Origin of the sequence: Cronobacter condimenti 1330, from assembly GCF_001277255.1 — a bacterium.
GTDB lineage: Bacteria > Pseudomonadota > Gammaproteobacteria > Enterobacterales > Enterobacteriaceae > Cronobacter > Cronobacter condimenti.
Map to the genome: position 1 here is coordinate 1,326,443 of NZ_CP012264.1, position 23,312 is coordinate 1,349,754.

At 57.2% G+C, this 23,312-nt stretch carries 20 protein-coding genes and 1 pseudogene; 18 read left to right on the top strand and 3 right to left on the bottom strand.

Going from position 1 to position 23,312, the window contains the following annotated elements:
• Positions 1–11 precede the first annotated feature (11 nt).
• The 5 genes from phrB to pxpA are packed head-to-tail and all read left to right on the top strand — an operon-like array spanning position 12 to position 4,516.
• A complete protein-coding gene (gene phrB / locus AFK62_RS06065; RefSeq protein ID WP_007676806.1) occupies positions 12–1,433 on the top strand; it encodes a deoxyribodipyrimidine photo-lyase in 1,422 nt (473 codons plus the stop codon).
• A 12-nt stretch (positions 1,434–1,445) separates the two neighbouring features.
• The gene (locus tag AFK62_RS06070; RefSeq protein ID WP_007676809.1) at positions 1,446–2,189 is read left to right on the top strand and encodes a type 2 GTP cyclohydrolase I; all 744 of its coding nucleotides are present in this window, start codon (positions 1,446–1,448) and stop codon (positions 2,187–2,189) included.
• Positions 2,190–2,209: 20 nt separating this feature from the next.
• The gene (gene pxpB / locus AFK62_RS06075; RefSeq protein WP_053531778.1) at positions 2,210–2,866 is read left to right on the top strand and encodes a 5-oxoprolinase subunit PxpB; all 657 of its coding nucleotides are present in this window, start codon (positions 2,210–2,212) and stop codon (positions 2,864–2,866) included.
• Positions 2,860–3,792 (top strand): 5-oxoprolinase subunit PxpC, encoded by a 933-nt coding sequence (pxpC, locus tag AFK62_RS06080; RefSeq protein ID WP_053531779.1) that lies wholly within the window; start codon positions 2,860–2,862, stop codon positions 3,790–3,792. The genes pxpB and pxpC overlap by 7 nt, the downstream gene beginning before the upstream one ends.
• On the top strand, positions 3,782–4,516 hold the full coding sequence (gene pxpA, locus AFK62_RS06085) for a 5-oxoprolinase subunit PxpA (RefSeq protein ID WP_053531780.1): 735 nt from the start codon (positions 3,782–3,784) through the stop codon (positions 4,514–4,516). Before pxpC ends, pxpA begins: the two co-directional genes overlap by 11 nt.
• Position 4,517: 1 nt before the next feature.
• On the opposite strand, the gene AFK62_RS06090 is transcribed toward pxpA, so the two are convergent.
• Entirely contained in the window at positions 4,518–5,066 is a 549-nt protein-coding gene (locus tag AFK62_RS06090) for a winged helix DNA-binding protein (RefSeq protein ID WP_007676824.1), read from the bottom strand.
• A 247-nt stretch (positions 5,067–5,313) separates the two neighbouring features.
• On the opposite strand from AFK62_RS06090, the gene AFK62_RS06095 reads away from it, so the two are divergent.
• From AFK62_RS06095 to nei, 4 genes are all read left to right on the top strand, one after another.
• Positions 5,314–6,036 carry a DUF969 domain-containing protein gene (locus AFK62_RS06095; RefSeq protein WP_053531781.1) on the top strand — a complete coding sequence of 241 codons (723 nt, stop codon included), beginning with the start codon at positions 5,314–5,316 and terminating at the stop codon, positions 6,034–6,036.
• Entirely contained in the window at positions 6,033–7,019 is a 987-nt protein-coding gene (locus AFK62_RS06100; protein WP_053531782.1) for a DUF979 domain-containing protein, read from the top strand. Before AFK62_RS06095 ends, AFK62_RS06100 begins: the two co-directional genes overlap by 4 nt.
• Before the next feature lie 33 nt (positions 7,020–7,052).
• On the top strand, positions 7,053–8,048 hold the full coding sequence (locus AFK62_RS06105) for a DUF2891 domain-containing protein (RefSeq protein WP_053531783.1): 996 nt from the start codon (positions 7,053–7,055) through the stop codon (positions 8,046–8,048).
• 105 nt (positions 8,049–8,153) lie between these two features.
• Complete coding sequence (nei, locus tag AFK62_RS06110; RefSeq protein WP_007669735.1) at positions 8,154–8,945, top strand: endonuclease VIII; 792 nt, start codon at positions 8,154–8,156, stop codon at positions 8,943–8,945.
• A 138-nt stretch (positions 8,946–9,083) separates the two neighbouring features.
• On the opposite strand, the gene AFK62_RS06115 is transcribed toward nei, so the two are convergent.
• Positions 9,084–10,370, bottom strand: a complete 1,287-nt coding sequence (locus AFK62_RS06115; protein WP_007669736.1) for a citrate synthase — start codon at positions 10,368–10,370, stop codon at positions 9,084–9,086.
• A 232-nt stretch (positions 10,371–10,602) separates the two neighbouring features.
• Entirely contained in the window at positions 10,603–10,692 is a 90-nt protein-coding gene (locus AFK62_RS23130; protein WP_420864733.1) for a hypothetical protein, read from the bottom strand.
• Between the two features lie 317 nt (positions 10,693–11,009).
• Between AFK62_RS23130 and sdhC the strand changes: the two are divergent.
• The 9 genes and pseudogenes from sdhC to cydA all read left to right on the top strand — a co-directional run bounded on the left by sdhC (position 11,010) and on the right by cydA (position 23,299).
• Positions 11,010–11,413: pseudogene (sdhC, locus tag AFK62_RS06120) on the top strand (succinate dehydrogenase cytochrome b556 subunit).
• The gene (sdhD, locus tag AFK62_RS06125; RefSeq protein WP_007669740.1) at positions 11,407–11,754 is read left to right on the top strand and encodes a succinate dehydrogenase membrane anchor subunit; all 348 of its coding nucleotides are present in this window, start codon (positions 11,407–11,409) and stop codon (positions 11,752–11,754) included. The pseudogene sdhC and the gene sdhD overlap by 7 nt, the downstream one beginning before the upstream one ends.
• Complete coding sequence (sdhA, locus tag AFK62_RS06130) at positions 11,755–13,521, top strand: succinate dehydrogenase flavoprotein subunit (protein WP_053531784.1); 1,767 nt, start codon at positions 11,755–11,757, stop codon at positions 13,519–13,521.
• Between the two features lie 15 nt (positions 13,522–13,536).
• Positions 13,537–14,253 carry a succinate dehydrogenase iron-sulfur subunit gene (locus tag AFK62_RS06135; protein WP_007669742.1) on the top strand — a complete coding sequence of 239 codons (717 nt, stop codon included), beginning with the start codon at positions 13,537–13,539 and terminating at the stop codon, positions 14,251–14,253.
• Positions 14,254–14,619: 366 nt separating this feature from the next.
• Entirely contained in the window at positions 14,620–17,427 is a 2,808-nt protein-coding gene (gene sucA, locus AFK62_RS06140) for a 2-oxoglutarate dehydrogenase E1 component (RefSeq protein ID WP_007669743.1), read from the top strand.
• Positions 17,428–17,441: 14 nt separating this feature from the next.
• On the top strand, positions 17,442–18,665 hold the full coding sequence (gene odhB / locus AFK62_RS06145) for a 2-oxoglutarate dehydrogenase complex dihydrolipoyllysine-residue succinyltransferase (protein ID WP_007669745.1): 1,224 nt from the start codon (positions 17,442–17,444) through the stop codon (positions 18,663–18,665).
• 110 nt (positions 18,666–18,775) lie between these two features.
• Positions 18,776–19,942, top strand: a complete 1,167-nt coding sequence (sucC, locus tag AFK62_RS06150; RefSeq protein WP_007669747.1) for an ADP-forming succinate--CoA ligase subunit beta — start codon at positions 18,776–18,778, stop codon at positions 19,940–19,942.
• A complete protein-coding gene (sucD, locus tag AFK62_RS06155) occupies positions 19,942–20,811 on the top strand; it encodes a succinate--CoA ligase subunit alpha (protein WP_004385340.1) in 870 nt (289 codons plus the stop codon). Before sucC ends, sucD begins: the two co-directional genes overlap by 1 nt.
• A gap of 919 nt (positions 20,812–21,730) precedes the next feature.
• Positions 21,731–23,299: a cytochrome ubiquinol oxidase subunit I gene (gene cydA, locus AFK62_RS06160; protein WP_007669757.1), complete on the top strand. Its 1,569-nt coding sequence runs from the start codon at positions 21,731–21,733 to the stop codon at positions 23,297–23,299.
• Positions 23,300–23,312: the final 13 nt, after the last annotated feature.

Here is a 23,312-nt window from a genome sequence, read left to right on the forward strand (position 1 = left end):
ACTGGAGTGTTATGACCACGCATCTGGTCTGGTTTCGCGCGGATTTGCGCGTCAACGATAATCTGGCGCTTGCCGCCGCCTGCCGGGACCCCGACGCGCGGGTCATCGGCCTTTTTATTTCCACCCCGCAGCAGTGGCGCGACCATTCCGTGGCGCCCCGCCAGGCCGCGTTTATCTGGCAAAACCTGCAGGCGCTGCAGCAGGCGCTGGCGAAACGCGGCATTCCGCTTTTTATGCGAGAGGCGACTGATTTCACGGCGGCCGTCGGGACGCTGGACGCGTTTTGCACAGAGCAACAGGTCACGTCGCTTTTCTACAACTATCAGTACGAGCTGAACGAAGCCCGGCGTGACGCGCTCGCTGAACGTCAGCTTGAAGGCCGCGTCGCCTGCCAGGGGTTTGACGACAGCGTAATGCTGCCGCCCGGTAGCGTCGTGACCGGCAATGGCGAGATGTATAAAGTTTTTACGCCTTACAGCCGGGCCTTTTTACGCCGCCTCGGTGAGGGGCTGCCGCCCTGTGTCAGCGCGCCAAAACCGCGCGCAGGCGGCGCGCTAAGCGAGGTGGCAGCACTTCCTCCCTTTGATTATCCAAGTGAAACGCCGGACGCCATGCTCTTCCCGGCGGGCGAGGAGGCCGCGCTTAAACGGCTGCGCGATTTTTGCCAGACGGCGGCGGGCGACTACCCGGAAAAGCGCGATTTCCCGGCGATTCGCGGCACCAGTTTGCTTTCGCCTTATCTCGCCATCGGCGTGCTTTCGCCGCGTCAGTGTCTGCACCGTCTGTTAACCGAACACCCGCGCGCGGCTGAGGGCGGCAGCGGGGCGGTGTGGCTAAATGAGCTTATCTGGCGTGAGTTTTACCGCCATCTTATCGTCGCCTGGCCGCACCTGTGCCGCCATCAGCCGTTTATCGACTGGACGGCGCGAGTGGCATGGCAGCGAAACGACGCGCATTTTCAGGCTTGGTGCGAGGGCAACACGGGCTATCCGATTGTAGATGCCGCTATGCGCCAGATGAAGGTGACAGGATGGATGCACAACCGGCTGCGAATGATCACCGCGAGCTTTCTGGTCAAAGACTTACTGGTCGACTGGCGGCGCGGCGAACGCTATTTTATGTCGCAACTGATTGACGGCGACTTTGCGGCGAACAACGGCGGCTGGCAATGGGCGGCCTCAACGGGCACCGACGCTGCGCCCTATTTCCGCATCTTCAACCCCACCACCCAGGGGCAGCGGTTTGACGCCGACGGCGATTTTATTCGCCGCTGGGTGCCGGAGCTGAGCCATATTCCCGGCAAGGCGGTGCATGAGCCGCATGACTGGGCGAAAAAGCAGGGCGCGGCGCTGCGTTACCCTAAGCCGATAGTCGACCACAAACAGGCCCGCGTTGCGACGCTCGCGGCGTATGAAGCGGCGCGCAAGGAATAAGAGAGACGAAGCATGAAAAATACCGAACTGGAACAGCTGATTAACGACAAGCTCAACAGCGCGACGTTCAGCGATTACGCGCCGAATGGCCTGCAGGTTGAAGGCCGCGATGAGGTGCGCAAAATTATCACCGGCGTGACCGCAAGCCAGGCGCTGCTGGATGAGGCGGTGCGCCAGCAGGCGGATGCGGTTATCGTGCATCACGGCTATTTCTGGAAAGGCGAATCGCCTGTCGTGCGCGGCATGAAGCGCAACCGCCTGAAAACTTTGCTCACCCACGACATCAACCTTTACGGCTGGCACCTGCCGCTTGATGCGCATCCGCAGCTTGGCAATAACGTTCAACTGGCGCAACTGCTGGGCATTGAGGTAAAAGGCGAGATTGAACCGCTGGTGCCGTGGGGCGAATTGTCGATGGCGGTCTCCGGCCCTGAGTTCGCGTCGTGGCTGGAAGCGCGTCTGGGACGTCGTCCGCTGTGGTGCGGCGATACCGGCCCCGAACTTGTGAAACGCATCGCCTGGTGTACCGGCGGAGGGCAGGGCTTTATCGACAGCGCGGCGCGTTTCGGCGTCGATGCGTTTATCACAGGCGAAGTGTCCGAGCAGACCATCCATTCTGCCCGCGAACAGGCACTGCATTTTTACGCGGCAGGCCACCACGCCACCGAGCGCGGCGGCATTCGCGCACTTAGCGAATGGCTGAACGAAACCACCGATCTGGATGTGACCTTTATCGATATTCCGAATCCGGCTTAATCAACACAAGAGAGGAAAACGTGCAGCGAGCCCGTTGTTATCTGTTAGGTGAAAGCGCCGTGGTGCTGGAGCTGGAACCGCCCGTGACGCTTGAAAGCCAGCAGCGTATCTGGGGGCTGGTGCAGCGCCTGGAGGCGGTGCCCGCCGTAGTGGAAGTGATTCCCGGCATGAATAACATTACCGTGATGCTGCGCGAGCCTGGCACGATGGCGCTGGACGCCATAGAGCGGCTACAGCGCTGGTGGGAAGAGAGCGAGGCGATAATTCCTGCGGCGCGGCGCATTGAAATTCCGGTGGTGTATGGCGGAGAGGGCGGCCCCGATCTGGCGGAAGTCGCGCGCCACGCCGGTCTTAGTGAAAAGCAGGTGGTAGAGAAACACGCGCAGGTCGATTACGTGGTCTATTTCATCGGCTTTCAGCCAGGTTTTCCTTATCTCGGCGGGCTTGCGCCGGAACTGGCAACCCCGCGGCGCGCCGAACCGCGCCTTCTGGTGCCCGCAGGCTCCGTCGGTATTGGCGGCAGCCAGACGGGGATTTATCCACTCCCGACGCCGGGCGGCTGGCAGATTATCGGCCACACGTCGCGCGCGCTGTTCGACCCGAAAAAAAGCCCGCCAGGCCTGCTCGCGCCCGGCGATACCGTGCGCTTTGTGCCGCAACAGGAGGGCGTATGCTGAAGATCGTTCGTGCAGGCATGCACGCCACCCTTCAGGACGGCGGCCGTTTCGGGCTGCGTCAGTATGGGGTGAGCCAGTGCGGTGCGCTGGATGGCCCGTCATTGCAGATTGCGAATCTGCTCGTGGGCAACGACCCGAATGCGGCGGCGCTGGAAATTACCCTTGGCCAGTGCACCGTGGAGTTCACTGAAGATCACTGGTTTGCGCTCACCGGCGCGGGCTGTGACGCGACGCTTGACGGACGCGCCGTCTGGACCGGCTGGCGGCTGCTGGCTCGCGCGGGGCAGTGCCTCACGCTTAAACTGCCCCGTCGCGGTATGCGCAGCTATCTGGCGCTGGCGGGCGGCTTTGACGTGCCGGAGGTAATGGGCTCGCGCAGCACCGATGTGAAAGTGGGTGTCGGCGGGTTCGAAGGGCGACTGCTGTGCGACGGCGACGTGCTGCCGGTTAATCCGTCTCCCCGCCATTTTCGCGAGGCACGCGGCGTGAAACAACTGCTGTGGGGCAACCGCATTCGCGCGCTGCCGGGGCCGGAGTATCACGAATTCAGCCATGCGGCGAAAGAGGCGTTCTGGCGCACGCCGTGGCAGCTCAGCCCCCAGAGTAACCGCATGGGTTACCGTCTGCATGGTCATGTGCTGGAGCGTACCACCGAGCGTGACTTGCTCTCGCACGGTTTGCTGCCCGGTGTGGTGCAGGTGCCGCCTGGCGGTCAGCCGATTGTGCTGATGAATGACGCCCAGACGACCGGCGGCTATCCGCGCATCGCGTGCGTGATTGACGCCGACCGTTACAACCTGGCGCAGCTGCGCCTCGGCGAACCGATCCACTTCGTGCAGTGCTCCATCGAAGAGGCGCTTCAGGCGCGCGCCGAGCGGGCGCGTTACCTTGAACAACTGGCATGGCGGCTTAACGATGAAGATTGATCTGAACGCCGATCTCGGTGAAGGCTGCAGCAATGACGCGCTGCTGATGCCGCTGATTAGCTCAGCCAATATCGCCTGCGGCTTTCATGCGGGCGATGCGGTGACCATGCGCGAAAGTGTGCGGCTCGCGCTGGCGCACGGGGTAGCTATCGGCGCGCATCCGGGATTTGCCGATCGTGAGAACTTCGGGCGCACCGCGATGCACTTGCCGCCAGAGACCATTTACGCCCAGACGCTGTATCAAATCGGCGCGCTGGCCGCCATCGCGCACGCGGAAGGGGCAAGGCTCGCCCACGTAAAGCCGCACGGCATGCTCTATAACCAGGCAGCGAAAGACGCAGCCCTGGCCGATGCTATCGCCCGCGCGGTGAAAGATCTCGATCCAACGCTGCTGCTGGTGGGGCTCGCGGGCAGCGCGTTGATTGCCGCCGGCGAGCGTCTGGGGTTGTCTACCCGTGAAGAGGTGTTCGCCGATCGCGGTTACCTGGCAGACGGGTCGCTGGTGCCGCGCAGCCAACCGGGCGCGATGATTGAGGATGATGACGAGGCAGTCTCGCGCACGCTCTCAATGGTGCTGGAAGGGCGGGTACGCAGCCGTGACGGGGCGTGGGCGACCGTCAATGCCCAGACGGTTTGCCTGCACGGCGACGGCGCCCATGCACTGGCGTTCGCGCGCCGCCTGCGTGAGGCGTTCGACGCGCGTCAGATTCAGGTTTGCGCGTGAGTTACAGCGATGCCGCCGCCCGCGCGGCGGTGTCGTAGAGCGAGGCAATGGTGCGCAGTAACTGCGCGGTTTCTCCAATCGCCGCCCCCGGAATACCGCTCTCGACCTGAATCGCGATAAGGCACGTCTCGCGCACGTCGCGATACTTCATACACAGCGCTTTTCCTTCCTCGGTAGTAAAGAAATAGAGCTCTTTACCCACCTTTTCACTACTCACATAGCCCGCTTTCACCAGCTTTTTTAGCGCATAGGTCACTACGTGCGTGTCTTCGACGTTGAGTACAAAGCAGATATCCGCGAGCTTTTTCTTACGGTTGCGGTGGTTGACGTGATGCAATAACGACACGTCAAACGCGCCCATATCCGGCTCGCCTGCCGCCGTCATGCAGCGCACCATCCATTTGTTAAACGCGTTGCTGGTCATGATAAGCGCGTATTCCAGCTCCGATAATTCGGCGCAGCGCTCGGAAACCAGATGTCGGGACGAGACGATGCGCCCGTCAGTGATATCGTCATTAGCGTTTGATAAAGCAGGTTTTTTGTGGCTCATCGCGTCCCTTTCCCTCCTGTGGGTATTGGCAAAAACTATAAAACCTAACCGACAAAATAAAAACATTTTATTGATAAATTGTTTACATGTTGTGACCGTTCAGATATAGCTTTTTGGTCAGGTTCTGCACGTTCACCGCGCCTGCCAACACAACAACGTTCGCCGCAATGCCCACGCTTCGCAACCTTAGCGAAGGAGTAGAACAGCCTTCGGCGTGCAACGCTCACTTTGGAAAGGGTAACAATGTATGGACGGTTCCTCCCTGTTGCCGCTCATCGGGATCCCGGTGGTGGTCATCGGTTTTGCGCTGCGCTTCAACCCGCTGCTGGTCGTCGTGGTCGCCGGGTTAACGACCGGCCTTACGGTTGGCATGGATTTCGGTATGCTGCTGGAAACCTTTGGCGAAAAATTTGTTAACAGCCGCTCGCTCGCCACCTTCATTCTGATCCTGCCGGTTATCGGTCTGCTGGAATATTACGGCCTGAAAGAGCGCGCCCAGGCATGGGTGGCGAAAATCGCCAGCGCGACGTCGGCGCGTATTCTGATGCTCTATTTTGTGGTGCGTGAAGGCACCGCCGCGCTGGGGCTGATGTCCCTTGGCGGTCACGCGCAGACCGTGCGTCCGCTGCTGGCGCCGATGGCAGAAGGGGCGGCGCTTAATGAATATGGCGAACTGCCGCAACACATTCGCGACAAAATCAAAGCTCACGCCGCCGCCTGCGACAACATCGCGGTGTTCTTCGGCGAAGATATTTTTATCGCCTTCGGCGCGGTACTGCTGATTGACGCCTTCCTGAAAGAGAACGGCATTGCGGGCATTGAGCCGCTGCATATCGGCCTGTGGGCTATCCCGACAGCCCTTGCGGCGTTGATTATTCATATGGCGCGTCTGCTGCGCCTTGACGCCAGTATTCGTCGCGAGGTCATGGCCTGGCGCGCAGAGCAAAGCAAGCAGGAGGTCGCGCCATGAGTACGTTATTGACCATTAACCGCGTCTATTACCTGATTGGCTTTGTCGTCATGCTGCTGGTGGTGATGACGCTGCGCGATCGCGGCAACCCGAAGCGTTTCACGACCGCGCTGTTCTGGTTTTTGTTTGGCGGCATTTTTCTTTTCGGCGATCTGCTGGTGCAGGAACTGGGCCGCTCGCTCGCCTACCGCATTATTGGCGGCGCGGTGATTGTCATTGCTTTGCTGGCAGGCTTTGGGCTGGTGGGCAAAGGGCACTATAAGATGTCCACGGAAGCCGAACGCGAAGCTTCATCACAGCGCCTGCGCAACTGGCTGTTCCTGCCCGCGCTGCTTATTCCGGTCGTGACGGTCATCGGCACGCTGTTTTTAAAAGGCGTGTCGGTGGGCGGCGTTTTTCTGCTGGATCAAAAACAGCTGACCCTTGCCGCGCTGTGCGTGGCATGTATCGCGGCGCTGCTGGTGGGCTGGTGGCTCACACGCGGAACGCCGCTACACGCGATTCGTCAGTCGCGCCGTCTGGTGGATACCATCGGCTGGGCGGTAATTTTGCCGCAAATGCTGGCGATGCTGGGCGGCGTGTTTGTTGTCGCCAATACTGGCCACGCGGTGCAGCAAGTGGTGAGCCTGTTCGTCGACCCGGAAAACCGCTTCCTGCTGGTAGTGATTTACTGCGTCGGCATGGCGCTCTTTACCATGATCATGGGTAACGCCTTTGCGGCGTTTCCGGTGCTGAGTGCCGGGATAGCGCTGCCGCTGTTGATTAATCATCACCACGGCGACCCGGCGCCGCTTCTGGCGATTGGCATGTATGCCGGGTATTGCGGCACGCTGATGACGCCCATGGCCGCCAACTTCAATATTGTTCCCGCCGCGCTGCTGGAACTTAAAGACAAGTATCAGGTGATAAAGATCCAGATCCCAACGGCGCTGACGCTGCTGGTGGTCAACGTTTTCCTGATGTATTTCATCGTGTTTCGCTAAGCGCGGCGCCTGTCGCCCCCACAAGGAGCTGTTATGACACTGACGCAAACCCAGGCTGACGCCTTTGCCCGGATGCCCTTAACCTATCTGCGCCAGGAGTACCCGAATCACATTATGCATCTGATGAATGAGGGTGCCGATGCGCTACCGCCACGCGAACTGCACCCGATTTTTTACGGCTGCTTCGACTGGCATTCTGCGGTACACGGTTACTGGCTGCTGCTGCGCTGCCTGCGCCTTTATCCGACACTGTCGTGCCGTGACGAGATTATCGCGCTGTTCGACGAGCATATGACCGAAGGCAACGTGGCGCGCGAACTGGCCTATTTTACCGCGCCGTTTCGCGCCTCGTTCGAGCGTCCGTATGGTTATGGCTGGCTGCTGGCGCTCGCCCAGGAGTTAAAAGAATCTTCACTGCCGCAGGCGGCGCGCTGGCATGACACGCTGGCACCGCTGACCCAGGATATCCGTGCGCGCCTGGTCGATTACCTTAGCAAACTGACCTATCCGATCCGCGTCGGCACACATTACAACACCGCGTTTGCACTGGCGCTCGGACTGAATTACGCGCGCGCGCTCGGTGACGCGACGCTTGAAACCGCGATCGTTGAGGCGACCACACGCTTTTACCAGGCGGATACGGCCTACCCGGCGCATTATGAGCCGGGCGGCGATGAGTATCTCTCCGGCGCGCTGACCGAAGCGCTGTTGGTAAGTAAAACGGCGCAGGATTTCCCGGCGTGGTTTGACGCGTTTTTACCGGATATCGGCCACATTGCCCCGCTGATGAACCCGGCGGTGGTAAGCGATCGCGCCGACCCGAAAATCGCGCACCTCGATGGGCTTAATTTAAGCCGCGCCTGGTGTATGAAGCATATTGCCGCCGCGCTCCCGGAGGCGCACCCTGCGCAGACCGCGCTTCGCGAGGCGGTTAAGCGCCATCTCGCGGCAAGCGTAGAGCACGTTGTCGGCAGCCATTACAGTGGCGGACACTGGCTTGCGAGCTTTGCGTTGCTGGCACTGGAATAAACGCTTTAGCCGCCGCTTTTTTGCGGCGGTTGTCTTTTTCTCCCCCGGCAGGCTGCTACAGTTTATCTTTTAGTCATAACCCTTTAGTGACCAAAAGGATGAACGATGCCGGAAGGACCGGAGATCCGCCGCGCGGCGGACACGCTTGAAGAGGCGGTAGCGGGCAAACCGCTGACCCACGTCTGGTTTGCTTTTCCTGAATTAAAACCCTTTGAGGCGGTATTGCTGGGCGAGCGGGTCGAGCGCTTCGAAACCCGGGGCAAAGCGCTGCTGACGCATTTTACCGGGGGACTTACGCTCTACAGCCATAACCAGTTGTATGGCGTCTGGCGTGTGGTGAAGGCGGGCGAAACGCCGCAGACCACGCGAAGCCTGCGTGTGCGGCTGGAAACGGAAGAGGCCGCCGTGCTGCTCTACAGCGCCTCGGAGATAGAAATGCTGGACGAAAGCGGCGTGGCGGCGCACCCCTTTTTACAGCGCGTCGGGCCTGACGTGCTGGATATGTCGCTGACCGTGGATCAGGTGAAAGAACGCTTGTTAAGCCCGCGGTTTCATCGCCGACAATTTAGCGGCTTGCTGCTGGATCAGGCGTTTCTCGCCGGGCTTGGGAATTACCTGCGGGTGGAGATCCTCTGGCAGGCAAAGCTTGCGCCGCGCCATAAAGCCGCTGAACTCAATGAGACACAGCTCGACGCGCTGGCCCGCGCCTGCCTTGATATTCCACGGCTTTCTTACCAGACGCGCGGCAGAGTGGATGAGAATAAACACCACGGCGCGCTGTTTCGCTTCGAGGTGTTTCACCGCGCCGGGAAAAAATGCCGACGCTGTGGCGACATTATTGAGAAGACCACGCTCTCGTCGCGGCCGTTTTACTGGTGTCCGGGGTGTCAGGAATAGGGAGGCGCGCCGTTTCCCCTTTACAAGCCGGCATACGTTAAGCGTGATTGTCGGGCGGATACGCGAAACGCGCCCGCGGCGAAAACCCATAAAAAAACGCGCCCGCAGGCGCGTTTTTCAGATTATCCGCAGCGTGAATTAGCGCGACGAGACATCTGATTTGAAATCACGCTGCTCGTAGCCGGTGTAGAGCTGACGCGGACGCGCGATTTTCATACCTTCGCTGTGCATTTCGTTCCAGTGCGCAATCCAGCCCACGGTACGCGCCATGGCGAAGATTACGGTGAACATTGAAGACGGAATGCCCATCGCTTTCAGAATGATACCGGAGTAGAAATCCACGTTCGGGTAGAGTTTCTTCTCAATGAAGTACGGGTCGTTGAGCGCGATGTTTTCCAGCTCCATAGCGACTTCCAGCAGATCGTCTTTGGTGCCCAGCTCTTTCAGTACTTCGTGGCAGGTTTCACGCATTACGGTGGCGCGCGGGTCATAGTTTTTGTAAACACGGTGACCAAAGCCCATCAGACGGAAAGAGTCATTTTTGTCTTTCGCGCGACGTACGAATTCCGGAATGTGCTCAACGGAGCTGATCTCTTCCAGCATTTTCAGTGCAGCTTCGTTCGCGCCGCCGTGTGCCGGTCCCCACAGGGAGGCGATACCGGCCGCGATGCATGCAAACGGGTTCGCACCAGAGGAGCCTGCGGTACGCACGGTAGAAGTGGAAGCGTTCTGCTCATGATCGGCGTGCAGGATCAGAATGCGATCCATCGCGCGCTCCAGAACCGGGTTCACCTCATAAGGCTCGCACGGGGTGGAGAACATCATATTCAGGAAGTTGCCGGAGTAAGAGAGATCGTTACGCGGATAAACAAACGGCTGGCCGATCGAATATTTGTAACACATCGCCGCCACAGTCGGCATTTTGGAGAGCAGGCGGAAAGCTGCAATCTCACGGTGACGTGGGTTATTCACGTCCAGCGAATCATGGTAGAACGCCGCCAGCGCGCCGGTCACGCCGCACAGCACCGCCATCGGGTGGGAGTCGCGACGAAAACCGTGGAACAGACGCGTGATCTGCTCATGGATCATCGTATGGCGAGTGACGGTGGTTCTGAATTCGTCGTACTGCTCCTGGGTCGGCTTTTCGCCGTAGAGCAGGATGTAGCACACTTCGAGATAGTTGGACTCGGTGGCTAACTGATCGATAGGGAAACCGCGGTGCAGCAGGATACCTTCGTCACCATCAATAAAGGTGATTTTGGACTCGCAGGATGCGGTGGAAGTAAAGCCGGGGTCAAACGTGAATACACCTTTAGAACCAAGACTACGGATATCGATTACATCCTGACCGAGCGTGCCTTTAAGCACATCCAGTTCGATAGCACCATCACCGTTGTAGGTTAGGTTTGCTTTTTTATCAGCCATTTACGGTCTCCTTAGCGCCTGTTGCTTGCGACGGTTAACCGCCGATTTACCTCCAGCCAGCAGGGGGAACGTTGCCAGTTTGTTGTGTGGCGCGCAGCTCTGTTTCAGAGGGGAAACCAGGGTACAGAGCGATGGGCGGCTTGCAGGCAACCATTCAAACCTGGGTGAAACAACAGTAAATCAGGGTGTTAGCCGTCAGTATTTGTCAAACCTGATTATCACTAATACCTGGCTAAATTACTGCGGTCAATACCGGCACACTGTTACATAACTTATTCTCAGGTGAAAGTATGACCCCATAACTTTTGCGAATTATAAGCATTTCCTGGTGATGTTTGTAACTAATTTGTTTAACATTTGTCAAATCAGATGATTAAAAATTAAAATAATGTTGTTATCGTGATCCTGGTCACTGTTCCGACCAAAAGCGGCCAAAGAATTTGTAGGTTAATTGTAATGATATTGTGAACATCCTATACTGCCGCCAGGTCTCCGGAACACCTTGCAACCGCGAGCCACCCAGCGTAGTAACGCGTTATGCAGCCTTTGGAAGCGGTGATTTTGCATGACGCGGAGTTATAGAAAGATGACGCTGCTTGACCCGCCTGCAGACCGGAGGAAGGACACAATAAGAACAGCATGTGGGCGCATTCATGATAAAAAAGGTGAATAAACAACGACCTGTCAACCTGGATCTGACAACGATCCGGTTTCCTGTCACCGCGATCGCTTCTATCCTCCACCGCGTTTCCGGCGTGATTACCTTTGTCGCTGTCGGCATTCTGCTTTGGTTGTTAGGGCTGTCTCTCTCGTCTCAAGAAGGCTTTCTGACCGCGTCCTCCGTTATGGACAGCTTCTTCGCTAAATTCATTATGTGGGGCATTCTGACAGCGCTGGCTTACCACGTTGTTGGCGGCGTTCGCCACATGTTGATGGATTTCGGCTATCTTGAAGAAACCTTCGCAGCAGGCCAACGCTCCGCTAAGTTCGCTTTTATTCTCACTGTCGTGCTTTCAATTCTCGCAGGAGTCCTCGTATGGTAAGCAACGCCTCCGCATTAGGACGCAACGGCGTACATGACTTCATCCTGGTGCGCGCCACCTCCATCGTAATGACGCTGTATATCATCTATATGATCGGCTTCTTTGCGATGAACGGCGACCTGACCTTTGAAGTCTGGACAGGTTTCTTCGCCTCCACCTTCACGAAAGTGTTCACCCTGCTGACCCTGGTTTCGATTCTGGTGCATACCTGGATCGGCATGTGGCAGGTACTGACCGACTACGTAAAACATCTGGCGCTGCGCCTCTTTTTGCAGCTGGCGATTGTCGTCGCCCTGGTGGTTTACGTGATTTATGGATTTGTTGTGGTGTGGGGTGTGTAAATGAATTTGCCAGTCAGAGAATTTGATGCCGTTGTTATTGGCGCAGGCGGCGCAGGTATGCGCGCGGCGCTGCAAATTTCCCAGAGCGGGCAGACCTGCGCGCTGCTCTCTAAAGTGTTCCCGACCCGTTCTCACACCGTATCCGCCCAGGGTGGTATTACCGTTGCGCTTGGCAATTCCCATGAAGATAACTGGGAATGGCATATGTATGACACGGTAAAAGGTTCCGACTACATCGGCGACCAGGACGCGATTGAATATATGTGTAAAACCGGCCCGGAAGCGATTCTTGAGCTGGAACATATGGGGTTGCCGTTCTCCCGTCTTGACGACGGCCGTATTTACCAGCGCCCGTTCGGCGGCCAGTCGAAAAACTTCGGCGGCGAGCAGGCGGCGCGCACCGCGGCGGCGGCAGACCGTACCGGTCATGCGCTGCTGCATACGCTTTATCAGCAGAACCTGAAGAACCACACCACCATTTTCTCCGAGTGGTATGCGCTGGATCTGGTGAAAAACCAGGACGGCGCGGTTGTCGGGTGTACGGCGCTGTGCATCGAAACCGGTGAAGTGGTCTACTTCAAAGCCCGCGCAACCGTGCTGGCAACCGGCGGCGCAGGCCGTATTTATCAGTCCACCACCAACGCCCACATTAACACCGGCGACGGTGTCGGCATGGCGCTGCGCGCCGGTGTGCCGGTGCAGGATATGGAAATGTGGCAGTTCCACCCAACCGGCATCGCCGGCGCGGGCGTGCTGGTCACTGAAGGGTGCCGCGGTGAAGGCGGTTACCTGCTGAACAAACATGGCGAGCGTTTCATGGAACGCTACGCGCCGAACGCGAAAGATCTGGCGGGCCGCGACGTTGTGGCACGCTCTATCATGATCGAAATTCGTGAAGGCCGCGGCTGTGACGGCCCGTGGGGTCCGCACGCTAAGCTTAAACTCGACCATCTGGGTAAAGAGGTGCTGGAATCCCGCCTGCCGGGCATTCTTGAACTCTCCCGGACCTTCGCGCACGTCGATCCGGTCAAAGAGCCGATCCCGGTTATCCCAACCTGTCACTACATGATGGGCGGTATTCCGACCAAAGTGACCGGCCAGGCGCTGACCGTGAATGCGCAGGGCGAAGATGTGGTGATCCCGGGGCTGTTCGCCGTTGGCGAAATCGCCTGTGTGTCGGTCCACGGCGCCAACCGTCTGGGCGGCAACTCGCTGCTTGACCTGGTAGTGTTTGGCCGTGCGGCAGGGCTGCATTTACAGGAATCCATTGCGGAACAGGGCGCGCTGCGCGACGCCAGCGATTCTGATGTGGAGTTCTCGCTTGAGCGCCTCAACCGCTGGAACAATAACCGTGATGGTGAAGATCCGGTGGCTATCCGCAAGGCACTGCAGGAATGTATGCAGCATAACTTCTCGGTGTTCCGCGAAGGCGACGCGATGGCGAAAGGGCTTGAGCAACTGAAAGGCATCCGCGAGCGTCTGAAAAACGCGCGTCTGGATGATACCTCCAGCGAGTTCAACACCCAGCGCGTTGAGTGCCTGGAGCTGGATAACCTGATGGAGACCGCTTACGCCACGGCCGTATCGGCGAACTTCCGTACCGAGAGCCGCGGCGCGCACAGCCGCTTCGACTATCCGGATCGTGACGACGAAAACTGGCTGTGCCACAGCCTTTACTTGCCGCAAACAGAGAGCATGACGCGTCGCGAAGTGAATATGCAGCCTAAGCTGCGCCCAGCTTTCCCGCCGAAAGTGCGTACTTATTAAGAGCGGAGCAATGTGATGAAACTCGAGTTTTCCATTTATCGCTATAACCCGGATGTCGACGACGCGCCGCGTATGCAGGATTACACCCTGGAGCAGGAAGAAGGGCGCGACATGATGCTGCTCGACGCGCTGATGTTGCTGAAAGAGAAGGACCCGAGCCTCTCTTTCCGCCGCTCCTGCCGCGAAGGCGTTTGCGGCTCTGATGGTCTGAACATGAACGGGAAGAACGGTCTGGCCTGTATTACGCCTGTGTCGAATTTAGGCGCGGGTAAGCAGAAGATTGTGATTCGCCCGCTGCCAGGCCTGCCAGTTATCCGCGACCTCGTAGTGGACATGGGGCAGTTCTACGCCCAATATGAGAAGATTAAGCCTTACCTGTTGAATAATGGGCATAATCCGCCGGCACGCGAACATTTACAAATGCCGGAGCAGCGCGAGAAGCTCGACGGGCTGTATGAGTGCATTCTGTGCGCCTGCTGCTCTACGTCGTGCCCATCATTCTGGTGGAACCCCGACAAGTTCATTGGCCCGGCAGGTCTGCTGGCCGCGTATCGTTTCTTGATAGACAGCCGCGATACCGAAACCAATGAGCGTCTCGACGGCCTGAGTGATGCGTTCAGCGTATTCCGCTGCCATAGCATCATGAACTGCGTGAGCGTTTGTCCGAAAGGGTTAAACCCGACGCGCGCCATCGGCCATATTAAGTCGATGTTGTTGCAGCGCAGCGCGTAAGCAAGCGTTGTGGTAGTGGCGGGTGCGCATACGCTTACCCGCCCTACACCAAAATAGCCCTCTCCTGGAGGGGAGAGGGAAAAGCAGGAAACCTTTAAAAACTGCCACAGAGAATAGGTAACCGAGATTTTCTGAGCGAGACAAGGCGCGGCTGAACGAGTCCCCAGGAGCATAGTGAACTATGTGACTGGGGTGAGAGAAAGACGCAACGCCGTCGCAGCCAGAAAAGCGAGAGTTACAGGCTGTTTTTAAAGGTTCCTTCGCGGGCCCGGATACGATAAGAGCTCGCAGGTGAACCCCGGCACGTACAACGCTGTACGTGGTAGTTTCTACGGCGAAATAAGCAGACATGCTTAAGGGATCACGATGCAGAACGGCGCAATGAAAGCCTGGCTGGACTCTTCTTACCTCTCTGGCTCTAACCAGAGCTGGATAGAACAGCTCTATGAAGACTTCTTAACCGATCCTGATTCAGTGGACGCCCACTGGCGCTCTATGTTCCAGCAACTGCCTGGCACCGGCGCGAAACCGGATCAATTCCATTCAAAAACGCGTGATTATTTCCGTCGTCTGGCGAAGGATGCCTCACGTTACTCTTCCTCGATTTCCGACCCTGACACGAATGCGAAGCAGGTTAAAGTCCTGCAGCTTATCAACGCCTATCGCTTCCGTGGCCACCAGCACGCGAATCTTGATCCGCTCGGGCTGTGGCAGCAGGAGTATGTCGCGGATCTGGACCCTGCGTTCCACGATCTGACCGAAGCCGATCTCCAGGAAACCTTTAACGTAGGCTCTTTCGCGCTCGGCAAAGACACCATGAAGCTCGGCGATCTCATCGAGGCGCTTAAGCAGACGTACTGCGGCTCTATCGGTGCGGAATACATGCACATCACCTCGACGGAAGAGAAGCGCTGGATCCAGCAGCGTATCGAATCGGTCACGGGCCACGCCGGTTTTAGCGTGGATGAGAAAAAACGCTTCTTAAGTGAGCTGACCGCAGCGGAAGGGCTGGAGCGCTATCTGGGCGCGAAATTCCCTGGCGCAAAACGCTTCTCGCTGGAAGGCGGCGATGCGTTGATCCCGATGCTCAAAGAGATGATTCGCCATGCCGGTAAGAGCGGCACGCGCGAAGTGGTGCTGGGTATGGCGCACCGCGGTCGTCTTAATGTTCTGATCAACGTCCTCGGTAAAAAGCCGCAGGATCTCTTCGATGAGTTTGCGGGCAAGCATAAAGAACATCTCGGCACGGGCGACGTGAAATATCACATGGGCTTCTCTTCGGATATCGAAACCGAAGGCGGCCTGGTGCACCTGGCGCTGGCGTTTAACCCGTCGCACCTGGAAATCGTCAGCCCTGTGGTCATGGGGTCTGTGCGCGCGCGTCTGGATCGTCTGGACGAGCCGAGCAGCAACAAAGTCCTGCCGATCACCATTCACGGCGATGCGGCGGTTGCCGGGCAAGGCGTGGTTCAGGAAACCCTGAACATGTCCAAAGCGCGCGGCTACGAAGTCGGCGGTACGGTACGTATCGTGATTAACAACCAGGTCGGCTTTACGACCTCGAACCCGCTGGACGCCCGTTCTACCCCGTATTGCACCGACATCGGCAAGATGGTGATGGCGCCGATTTTCCACGTGAATGCCGATGACCCGGAGGCGGTGGCGTTTGTCACGCGTCTGGCGCTCGATTTCCGCAACACGTTTAAACGCGACGTCTTTATCGACCTGGTGTGCTACCGCCGTCACGGCCATAACGAAGCCGACGAGCCGAGCGCAACCCAGCCGCTGATGTACCAGAAAATCAAAAAGCACCCGACGCCGCGTAAACTCTATGCTGACAAGCTGGAGCAGGACGGTGTCGCGAAACTCGAAGACGCGACCGAAATGGTCAACCTTTACCGCGACGCGCTGGATGCCGGCGAATGCGTGGTGAAAGAGTGGCGTCCGATGAACATGCACTCCTTTACCTGGTCGCCGTATCTCAACCACGAGTGGGATGAAAGCTACCCGAACAAAGTTGAGATGAAGCGTCTGCAGGAACTGGCGAAGCGTATCAGCACCGTGCCGGAAGGTATCGAAATGCAGTCGCGCGTAGCGAAAATCTACGGCGACCGTCAGTTGATGGCGAACGGCGAGAAACCGTTCGACTGGGGCGGCGCGGAAACGCTGGCCTACGCGACGCTAGTCGATGAAGGTATTCCGGTGCGTCTGTCCGGTGAAGATACCGGACGCGGCACCTTCTTCCACCGTCACGCTGTGGTTCATAACCAGGCCAATGGGTCGACGTGGGTACCGCTGCAGCATGTGCATAACGGCCAGGGTCCGTTCAAAGTCTGGGACTCCGTACTTTCTGAAGAAGCCGTCCTGGCGTTTGAATATGGCTATGCCACCGCGGAACCGCGCACGCTGACCATCTGGGAAGCGCAATTCGGCGACTTCGCCAACGGCGCGCAGGTCGTTATCGACCAGTTCATCAGCTCTGGCGAGCAGAAATGGGGCCGTATGTGCGGTCTGGTGATGCTGCTGCCGCACGGCTACGAAGGCCAGGGTCCGGAGCACTCCTCCGCGCGTCTGGAGCGTTATCTGCAACTGTGCGCTGAGCAGAATATGCAGGTGTGCGTGCCGTCAACGCCGGCGCAGGTGTACCACATGCTGCGTCGTCAGGCGCTGCGTGGTATGCGTCGCCCGCTGGTGGTCATGTCACCGAAGTCGTTGCTGCGCCATCCGCTGGCAGTGTCTACGCTTGATGAACTGGCGAATGGCGCGTTCCTGCCTGCTATCGGTGAAGTCGACGAACTGGATCCGCAAGGCGTGAAACGCGTCGTGCTGTGCTCCGGCAAGGTGTACTACGATTTGCTGGAACAGCGTCGTAAGAATGATCAGAAGGATGTGGCGATTGTCCGTATCGAACAGCTCTATCCGTTCCCGCATCACGCGGTGCAGGAAGCGCTGAAACCGTTCGGACACGTGCATGATTTCGTCTGGTGCCAGGAAGAGCCGCTGAACCAGGGCGCCTGGTATTGCAGCCAGCATCACCTTCGTGAAGTGATTCCGTTTGGTTCTGCATTACGTTATGCAGGCCGCCCGGCCTCCGCCTCGCCTGCGGTAGGGTATATGTCCGTTCACCAGAAACAGCAGCAAGATCTGGTTAATGACGCGCTGAACGTCAATTAATTAAAGGATAAATAATGAGTAGCGTAGATATTCTTGTTCCCGACCTGCCTGAATCCGTTGCTGACGCAACCGTGGCTACCTGGCACAAAAAGCCGGGCGATGCGGTAAAACGCGATGAAGTGCTGGTAGAAATCGAAACTGACAAAGTGGTACTGGAAGTACCGGCGTCGGCTGACGGCGTTCTGGATGCAGTACTGGAAGACGAAGGCAGCACCGTTACGTCTCGCCAGATCCTGGGCCGTCTGCGCGAAGGCAATAGCGCGGGCAAAGAAAGCAGCGCCAAATCGGAAGCGAAAGAGTCTACCCCGGCGCAGCGCCAGCAGGCTTCTCTGGAAGAACAAAATAACGACGCGCTGAGCCCGGCTATCCGCCGCTTGCTCGCCGAGCACAATCTGGAAGCCAGTGCCATTAAAGGCACCGGTGTGGGCGGACGTTTGACGCGCGAAGATGTAGAAAAACATCTGGCGAAAGCGAACAGCAGCGACGCCCCGAAAGCGCCGGAACAAGCTGCCGCTGCGCCGCAGCCGCAGCTTGGCGGTCGCAGTGAAAAACGCGTGCCGATGACCCGCCTGCGTAAGCGCGTTGCTGAGCGTCTGCTGGAAGCGAAAAACTCCACCGCGATGCTGACCACGTTTAACGAAGTGAACATGAAGCCGATCATGGATCTGCGTAAGCAGTACGGCGATGCCTTCGAAAAACGTCACGGTATCCGTCTGGGCTTCATGTCTTTCTACGTTAAAGCGGTCGTGGAAGCACTGAAACGCTTCCCGGAAGTGAACGCGTCTATCGACGGCGACGACGTGGTGTATCACAACTATTTCGACGTCAGCATGGCGGTTTCAACGCCGCGTGGCCTGGTGACCCCGGTTCTGCGCGATGTTGACGTGCTGGGCATGGCTGACATTGAGAAGAAAATCAAAGAGCTGGCCGTGAAAGGCCGTGACGGCAAACTGACCGTGGAAGACCTGACTGGCGGTAACTTCACCATTACCAACGGCGGCGTTTTCGGCTCGCTGATGTCCACGCCAATCATCAACCCGCCGCAGAGCGCGATCCTTGGCATGCATGCCATTAAAGATCGCCCGATGGCGGTGGACGGCAAGGTTGAAATCCTGCCGATGATGTACCTGGCGCTTTCCTACGATCACCGTCTGATCGATGGCCGTGAATCGGTAGGTTTCCTGGTGACCATTAAAGAGTTGCTGGAAGATCCGACTCGTCTGCTGCTGGACGTGTAGTTTCAGAAGGGCGGTCCGGCCGCCCTCAGGTAGTGTTTATGGTCGCGCCGCGAGGCGCGGCAATTTCGAACTCCGAGCGTGAATACGCTTTTTCTTGATGGACTGAAGAGATGAACTTACACGAATATCAGGCGAAACAGCTGTTTGCCAGATCAGGCCTGCCGACGCCGGTGGGTTATGCCTGCTCAACTCCGCGTGAAGCAGAAGAAGCCGCCTCTAAAATTGGCTCCGGCCCCTGGGTGGTGAAATGCCAGGTTCACGCTGGCGGCCGCGGTAAAGCGGGCGGTGTAAAAGTCGTTAAGAGCAAAGAAGAGATTCGCGCCTTTGCCGAACACTGGCTCGGCAAACGCCTCGTGACCTATCAAACCGACGCGAACGGCCAGCCGGTCAACCAGATTCTGGTGGAAGCGGCAACCGATATCGCTAAAGAACTTTACCTCGGCGCGGTGGTTGACCGTGGCACGCGTCGTGTGGTGTTTATGGCCTCTACCGAAGGCGGTGTGGAAATTGAAAAAGTGGCGGAAGAAACCCCGCACCTGATCCACAAAGTCTCTATCGATCCGCTGACCGGCCCGATGCCGTATCAGGGACGCGAGCTGGCCTTTAAACTGGGCCTGGAAGGGAAGCTTATCCAGCAGTTCACTAAAGTCTTTATGGGCCTGGCGACCATTTTCCTGGAGCGCGATCTGGCGCTTATCGAAATTAACCCGCTGGTTATCACCTCTCAGGGCGATCTTATCTGCCTCGACGGCAAACTGGGCGCGGACGGCAACGCCTTGTTCCGCCAGCCGGATCTGCGCGAAATGCGCGATCAGTCTCAGGAAGACCCGCGTGAAGCGCAGGCGGCACAGTGGGAACTGAACTACGTGGCGCTGGATGGCAACATCGGTTGCATGGTGAACGGCGCAGGCCTTGCAATGGGCACCATGGACATCGTGAAACTTCACGGTGGCGAGCCGGCGAACTTCCTGGACGTAGGCGGTGGCGCGACCAAAGAGCGCGTAACCGAAGCGTTTAAAATCATTCTGTCTGACGACAAAGTGAAAGCTGTGCTGGTTAACATTTTCGGCGGCATCGTGCGCTGCGACCTGATTGCCGATGGCATCATCGGCGCGGTCGCGGAAGTCGGCGTGAATGTGCCGGTCGTTGTGCGTCTGGAAGGCAACAATGCTGAACTGGGCGCGAAGAAGCTGGCCGACAGCGGCCTGAATATTATTGCAGCGAAAAGTCTGACGGATGCAGCTCAGCAGGTTGTTGCTGCTGTGGAGGGGAAATAATGTCCATTCTGATTGATAAAAACACCAAAGTTATCTGCCAGGGCTTTACCGGCAGCCAGGGGACATTCCACTCCGAACAGGCGATTGCTTACGGCACCCAGATGGTCGGCGGCGTGACGCCTGGCAAAGGTGGCACCACGCATCTCGGCCTGCCGGTGTTTAATACCGTGCGTGAAGCCGTCGAAGCGACTGGCGCGACCGCGTCCGTTATCTATGTACCGGCACCGTTCTGCAAAGACTCTATTCTGGAAGCGATCGACGCAGGCATTAAGCTCATCATCACCATTACGGAAGGTATCCCGACACTGGATATGCTGACCGTAAAAGTGAAGCTGGATGAAGCCGGCGTGCGTATGATTGGCCCGAACTGCCCGGGTGTTATCACCCCCGGCGAGTGCAAAATTGGCATCATGCCGGGCCACATTCATCAGCCGGGCCGCGTGGGTATTGTTTCCCGCTCCGGCACCCTGACGTATGAAGCGGTTAAGCAGACCACCGACTACGGTTTTGGTCAGTCTACCTGCGTTGGCATTGGTGGTGACCCAATCCCGGGCTCTAACTTCATCGATATCCTGAAGCTGTTCCAGGAAGATCCGCAGACCGAGGCGATTGTCATGATCGGCGAAATCGGCGGTAGCGCGGAAGAGGAAGCGGCAGCGTACATTAAAGATCACGTCACCAAGCCGGTAGTGGGCTACATCGCGGGCGTTACCGCGCCGAAAGGCAAACGTATGGGCCACGCAGGCGCCATTATCGCAGGTGGTAAAGGCACGGCAGACGAGAAGTTCGCCGCGCTGGAAGCCGCAGGTGTGAAGACCGTACGCAGCCTGGCTGACATCGGCGACGCGCTGAAAACGATTCTGAAGTAAACGTCTCTCCTCGTGGGTGCGAGGTAAAACCACCTGATAATAAGATTCGACATGGTTGGCTACCCGCGAGGGTAGCCTTTTTTTTGCCTGCGAAAGGGCAGGGCGTACCGGCGCGTGGTGCAGAGGGTGTCGCATAACGCCTTCAGCGCGCGTTATGGCGCGCTGAAGGCATGGTCTGAGCATACACACACTGCAAGCCGGGTGTGCTGCCATCGGTGCTGTCAGCCCGCCTGATGCGGTGCGCATTGCCCTTGCGGAGTTGATAAAGGGTGGAGCGGAGATAGACATTTTTCATTTAAAAATAAACTTTTAAAAAACTACCGTTAATTAGTAAATGAATTGTGAAATAAAAAGATATTTTCTGATCTAATGAATTTCTTTTTGCTGCCGATATTAACAAGAAAGTGTGATTAATATCTCGTGTGAGAATTTACTAAAATAACGTCGGTTTATTAGTTGTTTCTCTTTTATAACCCGCGATACGTTAAAAAAATACTTATCGTTAACATTATTTTTACTTAACCCGTTCGGGGTGAAACATAATTAACAATGGGTACAGAAACTGATTTTAATCAAACTTTTTCAGTTGAAAAAAAGCGTGAGAAAGCGCTAAATTGCGGTCGATCAATCTGGTGTCGAAGCGGCGATTTAGGTATAAATTGATCGCCGTCGAAAAACGCAAATATGAGTATCTGCAAATCTGTTTATTATCCCGGGATTGCAGCGTAAAATATTTGCCGAATCAATTTGGATTTCTTTTAACTTATTTGTAACCTTTCGCCATTACTTTTTCACAAATACACGCAGTGATTTAAGCGACGGCTATCGGGAGCAAATGTCATTAGTATTGGGGCATGCGTTGTGGCGCCTTTTATAAGGGCCACGCTCGAAGTCTTCATGCGAGGAGCAAGGAGTCAAGATGTTAGATATAGTCGAACTGTCGCGCTTACAGTTTGCCTTGACCGCGATGTACCATTTCCTTTTTGTGCCACTGACGCTCGGTATGGCGTTTTTGCTGGCCATTATGGAAACGGTCTACGTCCTCTCTGGTAAACAAATCTATAAAGACATGACCAAGTTCTGGGGCAAGTTGTTTGGTATCAACTTCGCACTGGGCGTGGCGACCGGCTTGACCATGGAGTTCCAGTTCGGGACTAACTGGTCATACTATTCACACTATGTAGGCGATATCTTCGGTGCCCCGCTGGCTATCGAAGGCCTGATGGCGTTCTTCCTTGAATCGACCTTTGTCGGCCTGTTCTTCTTCGGCTGGGATCGTCTGAGCAAAGTGCAGCACATGACCGTTACCTGGCTTGTCGCACTCGGCTCCAACCTCTCCGCACTGTGGATCCTGGTCGCGAACGGCTGGATGCAGAACCCAATCGCTTCTGATTTCAATTTCGAAACCATGCGCATGGAGATGGTGAGCTTCTCCGAGCTGGTGCTGAACCCGGTAGCTCAGGTGAAATTCGTTCACACTGTGGCAGCAGGTTACTGCACCGGCGCGATGTTCATTCTGGGCATCAGCGCGTGGTACATGCTTAAAGGCCGTGATTTCGCCTTCGCTAAACGCTCTTTTGCTATCGCGGCGAGCTTCGGCATGGCGGCGGTGCTCTCTGTCATCGTGCTGGGTGATGAATCCGGTTACGAAATGGGCGACGTACAGAAAACGAAACTGGCAGCTATCGAAGCCGAGTGGGAAACCCAACCGGCACCCGCCGCGTTTACGCTGTTCGGTATTCCTGATCAGAAAGGCCAGGAAAACCGCTTCGCGATTCAGATCCCTTACGCCCTCGGCATTATCGCGACCCGCTCTGTGGATACGCCGGTAATTGGTCTTAAAGATCTGCTGGTACAGCATGAAGCGCGCATCCGTAACGGGATGAAAGCGTATGCCCTCCTGGAGCAGCTCCGTTCCGGCACGACCGATCAGGCCGTACGCGATGAATTTAACAGCGTGAAAAAAGACCTTGGCTATGGCCTGCTACTGAAACGTTATACCGATAACGTTGCGGGTGCGACCGAAGCGCAGATCCAGAAAGCAACGCAGGATTCTATTCCGAGCGTGGCGCCGCTGTACTTCTCTTTCCGCATCATGGTGCTGTGTGGCGTGCTGATGCTGCTGATTATCGGTGCGTCTTTCTGGTCGGTGATTCGTAACCGTATCGGCGACAAGAAATGGCTCCTGCGCGCGGCGTTTTACGGTATCCCGCTGCCTTGGATTGCTGTGGAAGCAGGCTGGTTCGTTGCGGAATATGGCCGTCAGCCGTGGGCTATCGGTGAGGTACTACCGACCGCCGTTGCGCACTCTAACCTGCCGGTGAGCGAGATCATCTTCTCGATGGTGCTGATCTGTGGCCTGTACACGCTCTTCCTGGTGGCGGAAATGTTCCTGATGTTCAAATTCGCCCGCCTGGGGCCGAGCAGCCTGAAAACGGGTCGCTATCACTTTGAGCAGTCCACTGTGACTTCTCAGCCGGCACGCTAAGCGAGGAGACGTA

What these genes read in the sequence shown, in the direction of transcription:
- pxpA (WP_053531780.1), top strand. Translation starts at nt 3,782, where the DNA reads ATGAAGATTGATCTGAACGCCGATCTCGGTGAAGGCTGCAGCAATGAC.
- AFK62_RS06105 (WP_053531783.1), top strand. Translation starts at nt 7,053, where the DNA reads ATGACACTGACGCAAACCCAGGCTGACGCCTTTGCCCGGATGCCCTTA.
- AFK62_RS06135 (WP_007669742.1), top strand. Translation starts at nt 13,537, where the DNA reads ATGAAACTCGAGTTTTCCATTTATCGCTATAACCCGGATGTCGACGAC.
- sucA (WP_007669743.1), top strand. Translation starts at nt 14,620, where the DNA reads ATGCAGAACGGCGCAATGAAAGCCTGGCTGGACTCTTCTTACCTCTCT.
- phrB (WP_007676806.1), top strand. Translation starts at nt 12, where the DNA reads ATGACCACGCATCTGGTCTGGTTTCGCGCGGATTTGCGCGTCAACGAT.
- AFK62_RS06070 (WP_007676809.1), top strand. Translation starts at nt 1,446, where the DNA reads ATGAAAAATACCGAACTGGAACAGCTGATTAACGACAAGCTCAACAGC.
- cydA (WP_007669757.1), top strand. Translation starts at nt 21,731, where the DNA reads ATGTTAGATATAGTCGAACTGTCGCGCTTACAGTTTGCCTTGACCGCG.
- AFK62_RS23130 (WP_420864733.1), bottom strand. Translation starts at nt 10,692, where the DNA reads ATGCTTATAATTCGCAAAAGTTATGGGGTCATACTTTCACCTGAGAAT.
- AFK62_RS06100 (WP_053531782.1), top strand. Translation starts at nt 6,033, where the DNA reads ATGAGTACGTTATTGACCATTAACCGCGTCTATTACCTGATTGGCTTT.
- AFK62_RS06115 (WP_007669736.1), bottom strand. Translation starts at nt 10,370, where the DNA reads ATGGCTGATAAAAAAGCAAACCTAACCTACAACGGTGATGGTGCTATC.
- AFK62_RS06095 (WP_053531781.1), top strand. Translation starts at nt 5,314, where the DNA reads ATGGACGGTTCCTCCCTGTTGCCGCTCATCGGGATCCCGGTGGTGGTC.
- sucC (WP_007669747.1), top strand. Translation starts at nt 18,776, where the DNA reads ATGAACTTACACGAATATCAGGCGAAACAGCTGTTTGCCAGATCAGGC.
- nei (WP_007669735.1), top strand. Translation starts at nt 8,154, where the DNA reads ATGCCGGAAGGACCGGAGATCCGCCGCGCGGCGGACACGCTTGAAGAG.
- odhB (WP_007669745.1), top strand. Translation starts at nt 17,442, where the DNA reads ATGAGTAGCGTAGATATTCTTGTTCCCGACCTGCCTGAATCCGTTGCT.
- AFK62_RS06090 (WP_007676824.1), bottom strand. Translation starts at nt 5,066, where the DNA reads ATGAGCCACAAAAAACCTGCTTTATCAAACGCTAATGACGATATCACT.
- sdhD (WP_007669740.1), top strand. Translation starts at nt 11,407, where the DNA reads ATGGTAAGCAACGCCTCCGCATTAGGACGCAACGGCGTACATGACTTC.
- sucD (WP_004385340.1), top strand. Translation starts at nt 19,942, where the DNA reads ATGTCCATTCTGATTGATAAAAACACCAAAGTTATCTGCCAGGGCTTT.
- sdhA (WP_053531784.1), top strand. Translation starts at nt 11,755, where the DNA reads ATGAATTTGCCAGTCAGAGAATTTGATGCCGTTGTTATTGGCGCAGGC.
- pxpC (WP_053531779.1), top strand. Translation starts at nt 2,860, where the DNA reads ATGCTGAAGATCGTTCGTGCAGGCATGCACGCCACCCTTCAGGACGGC.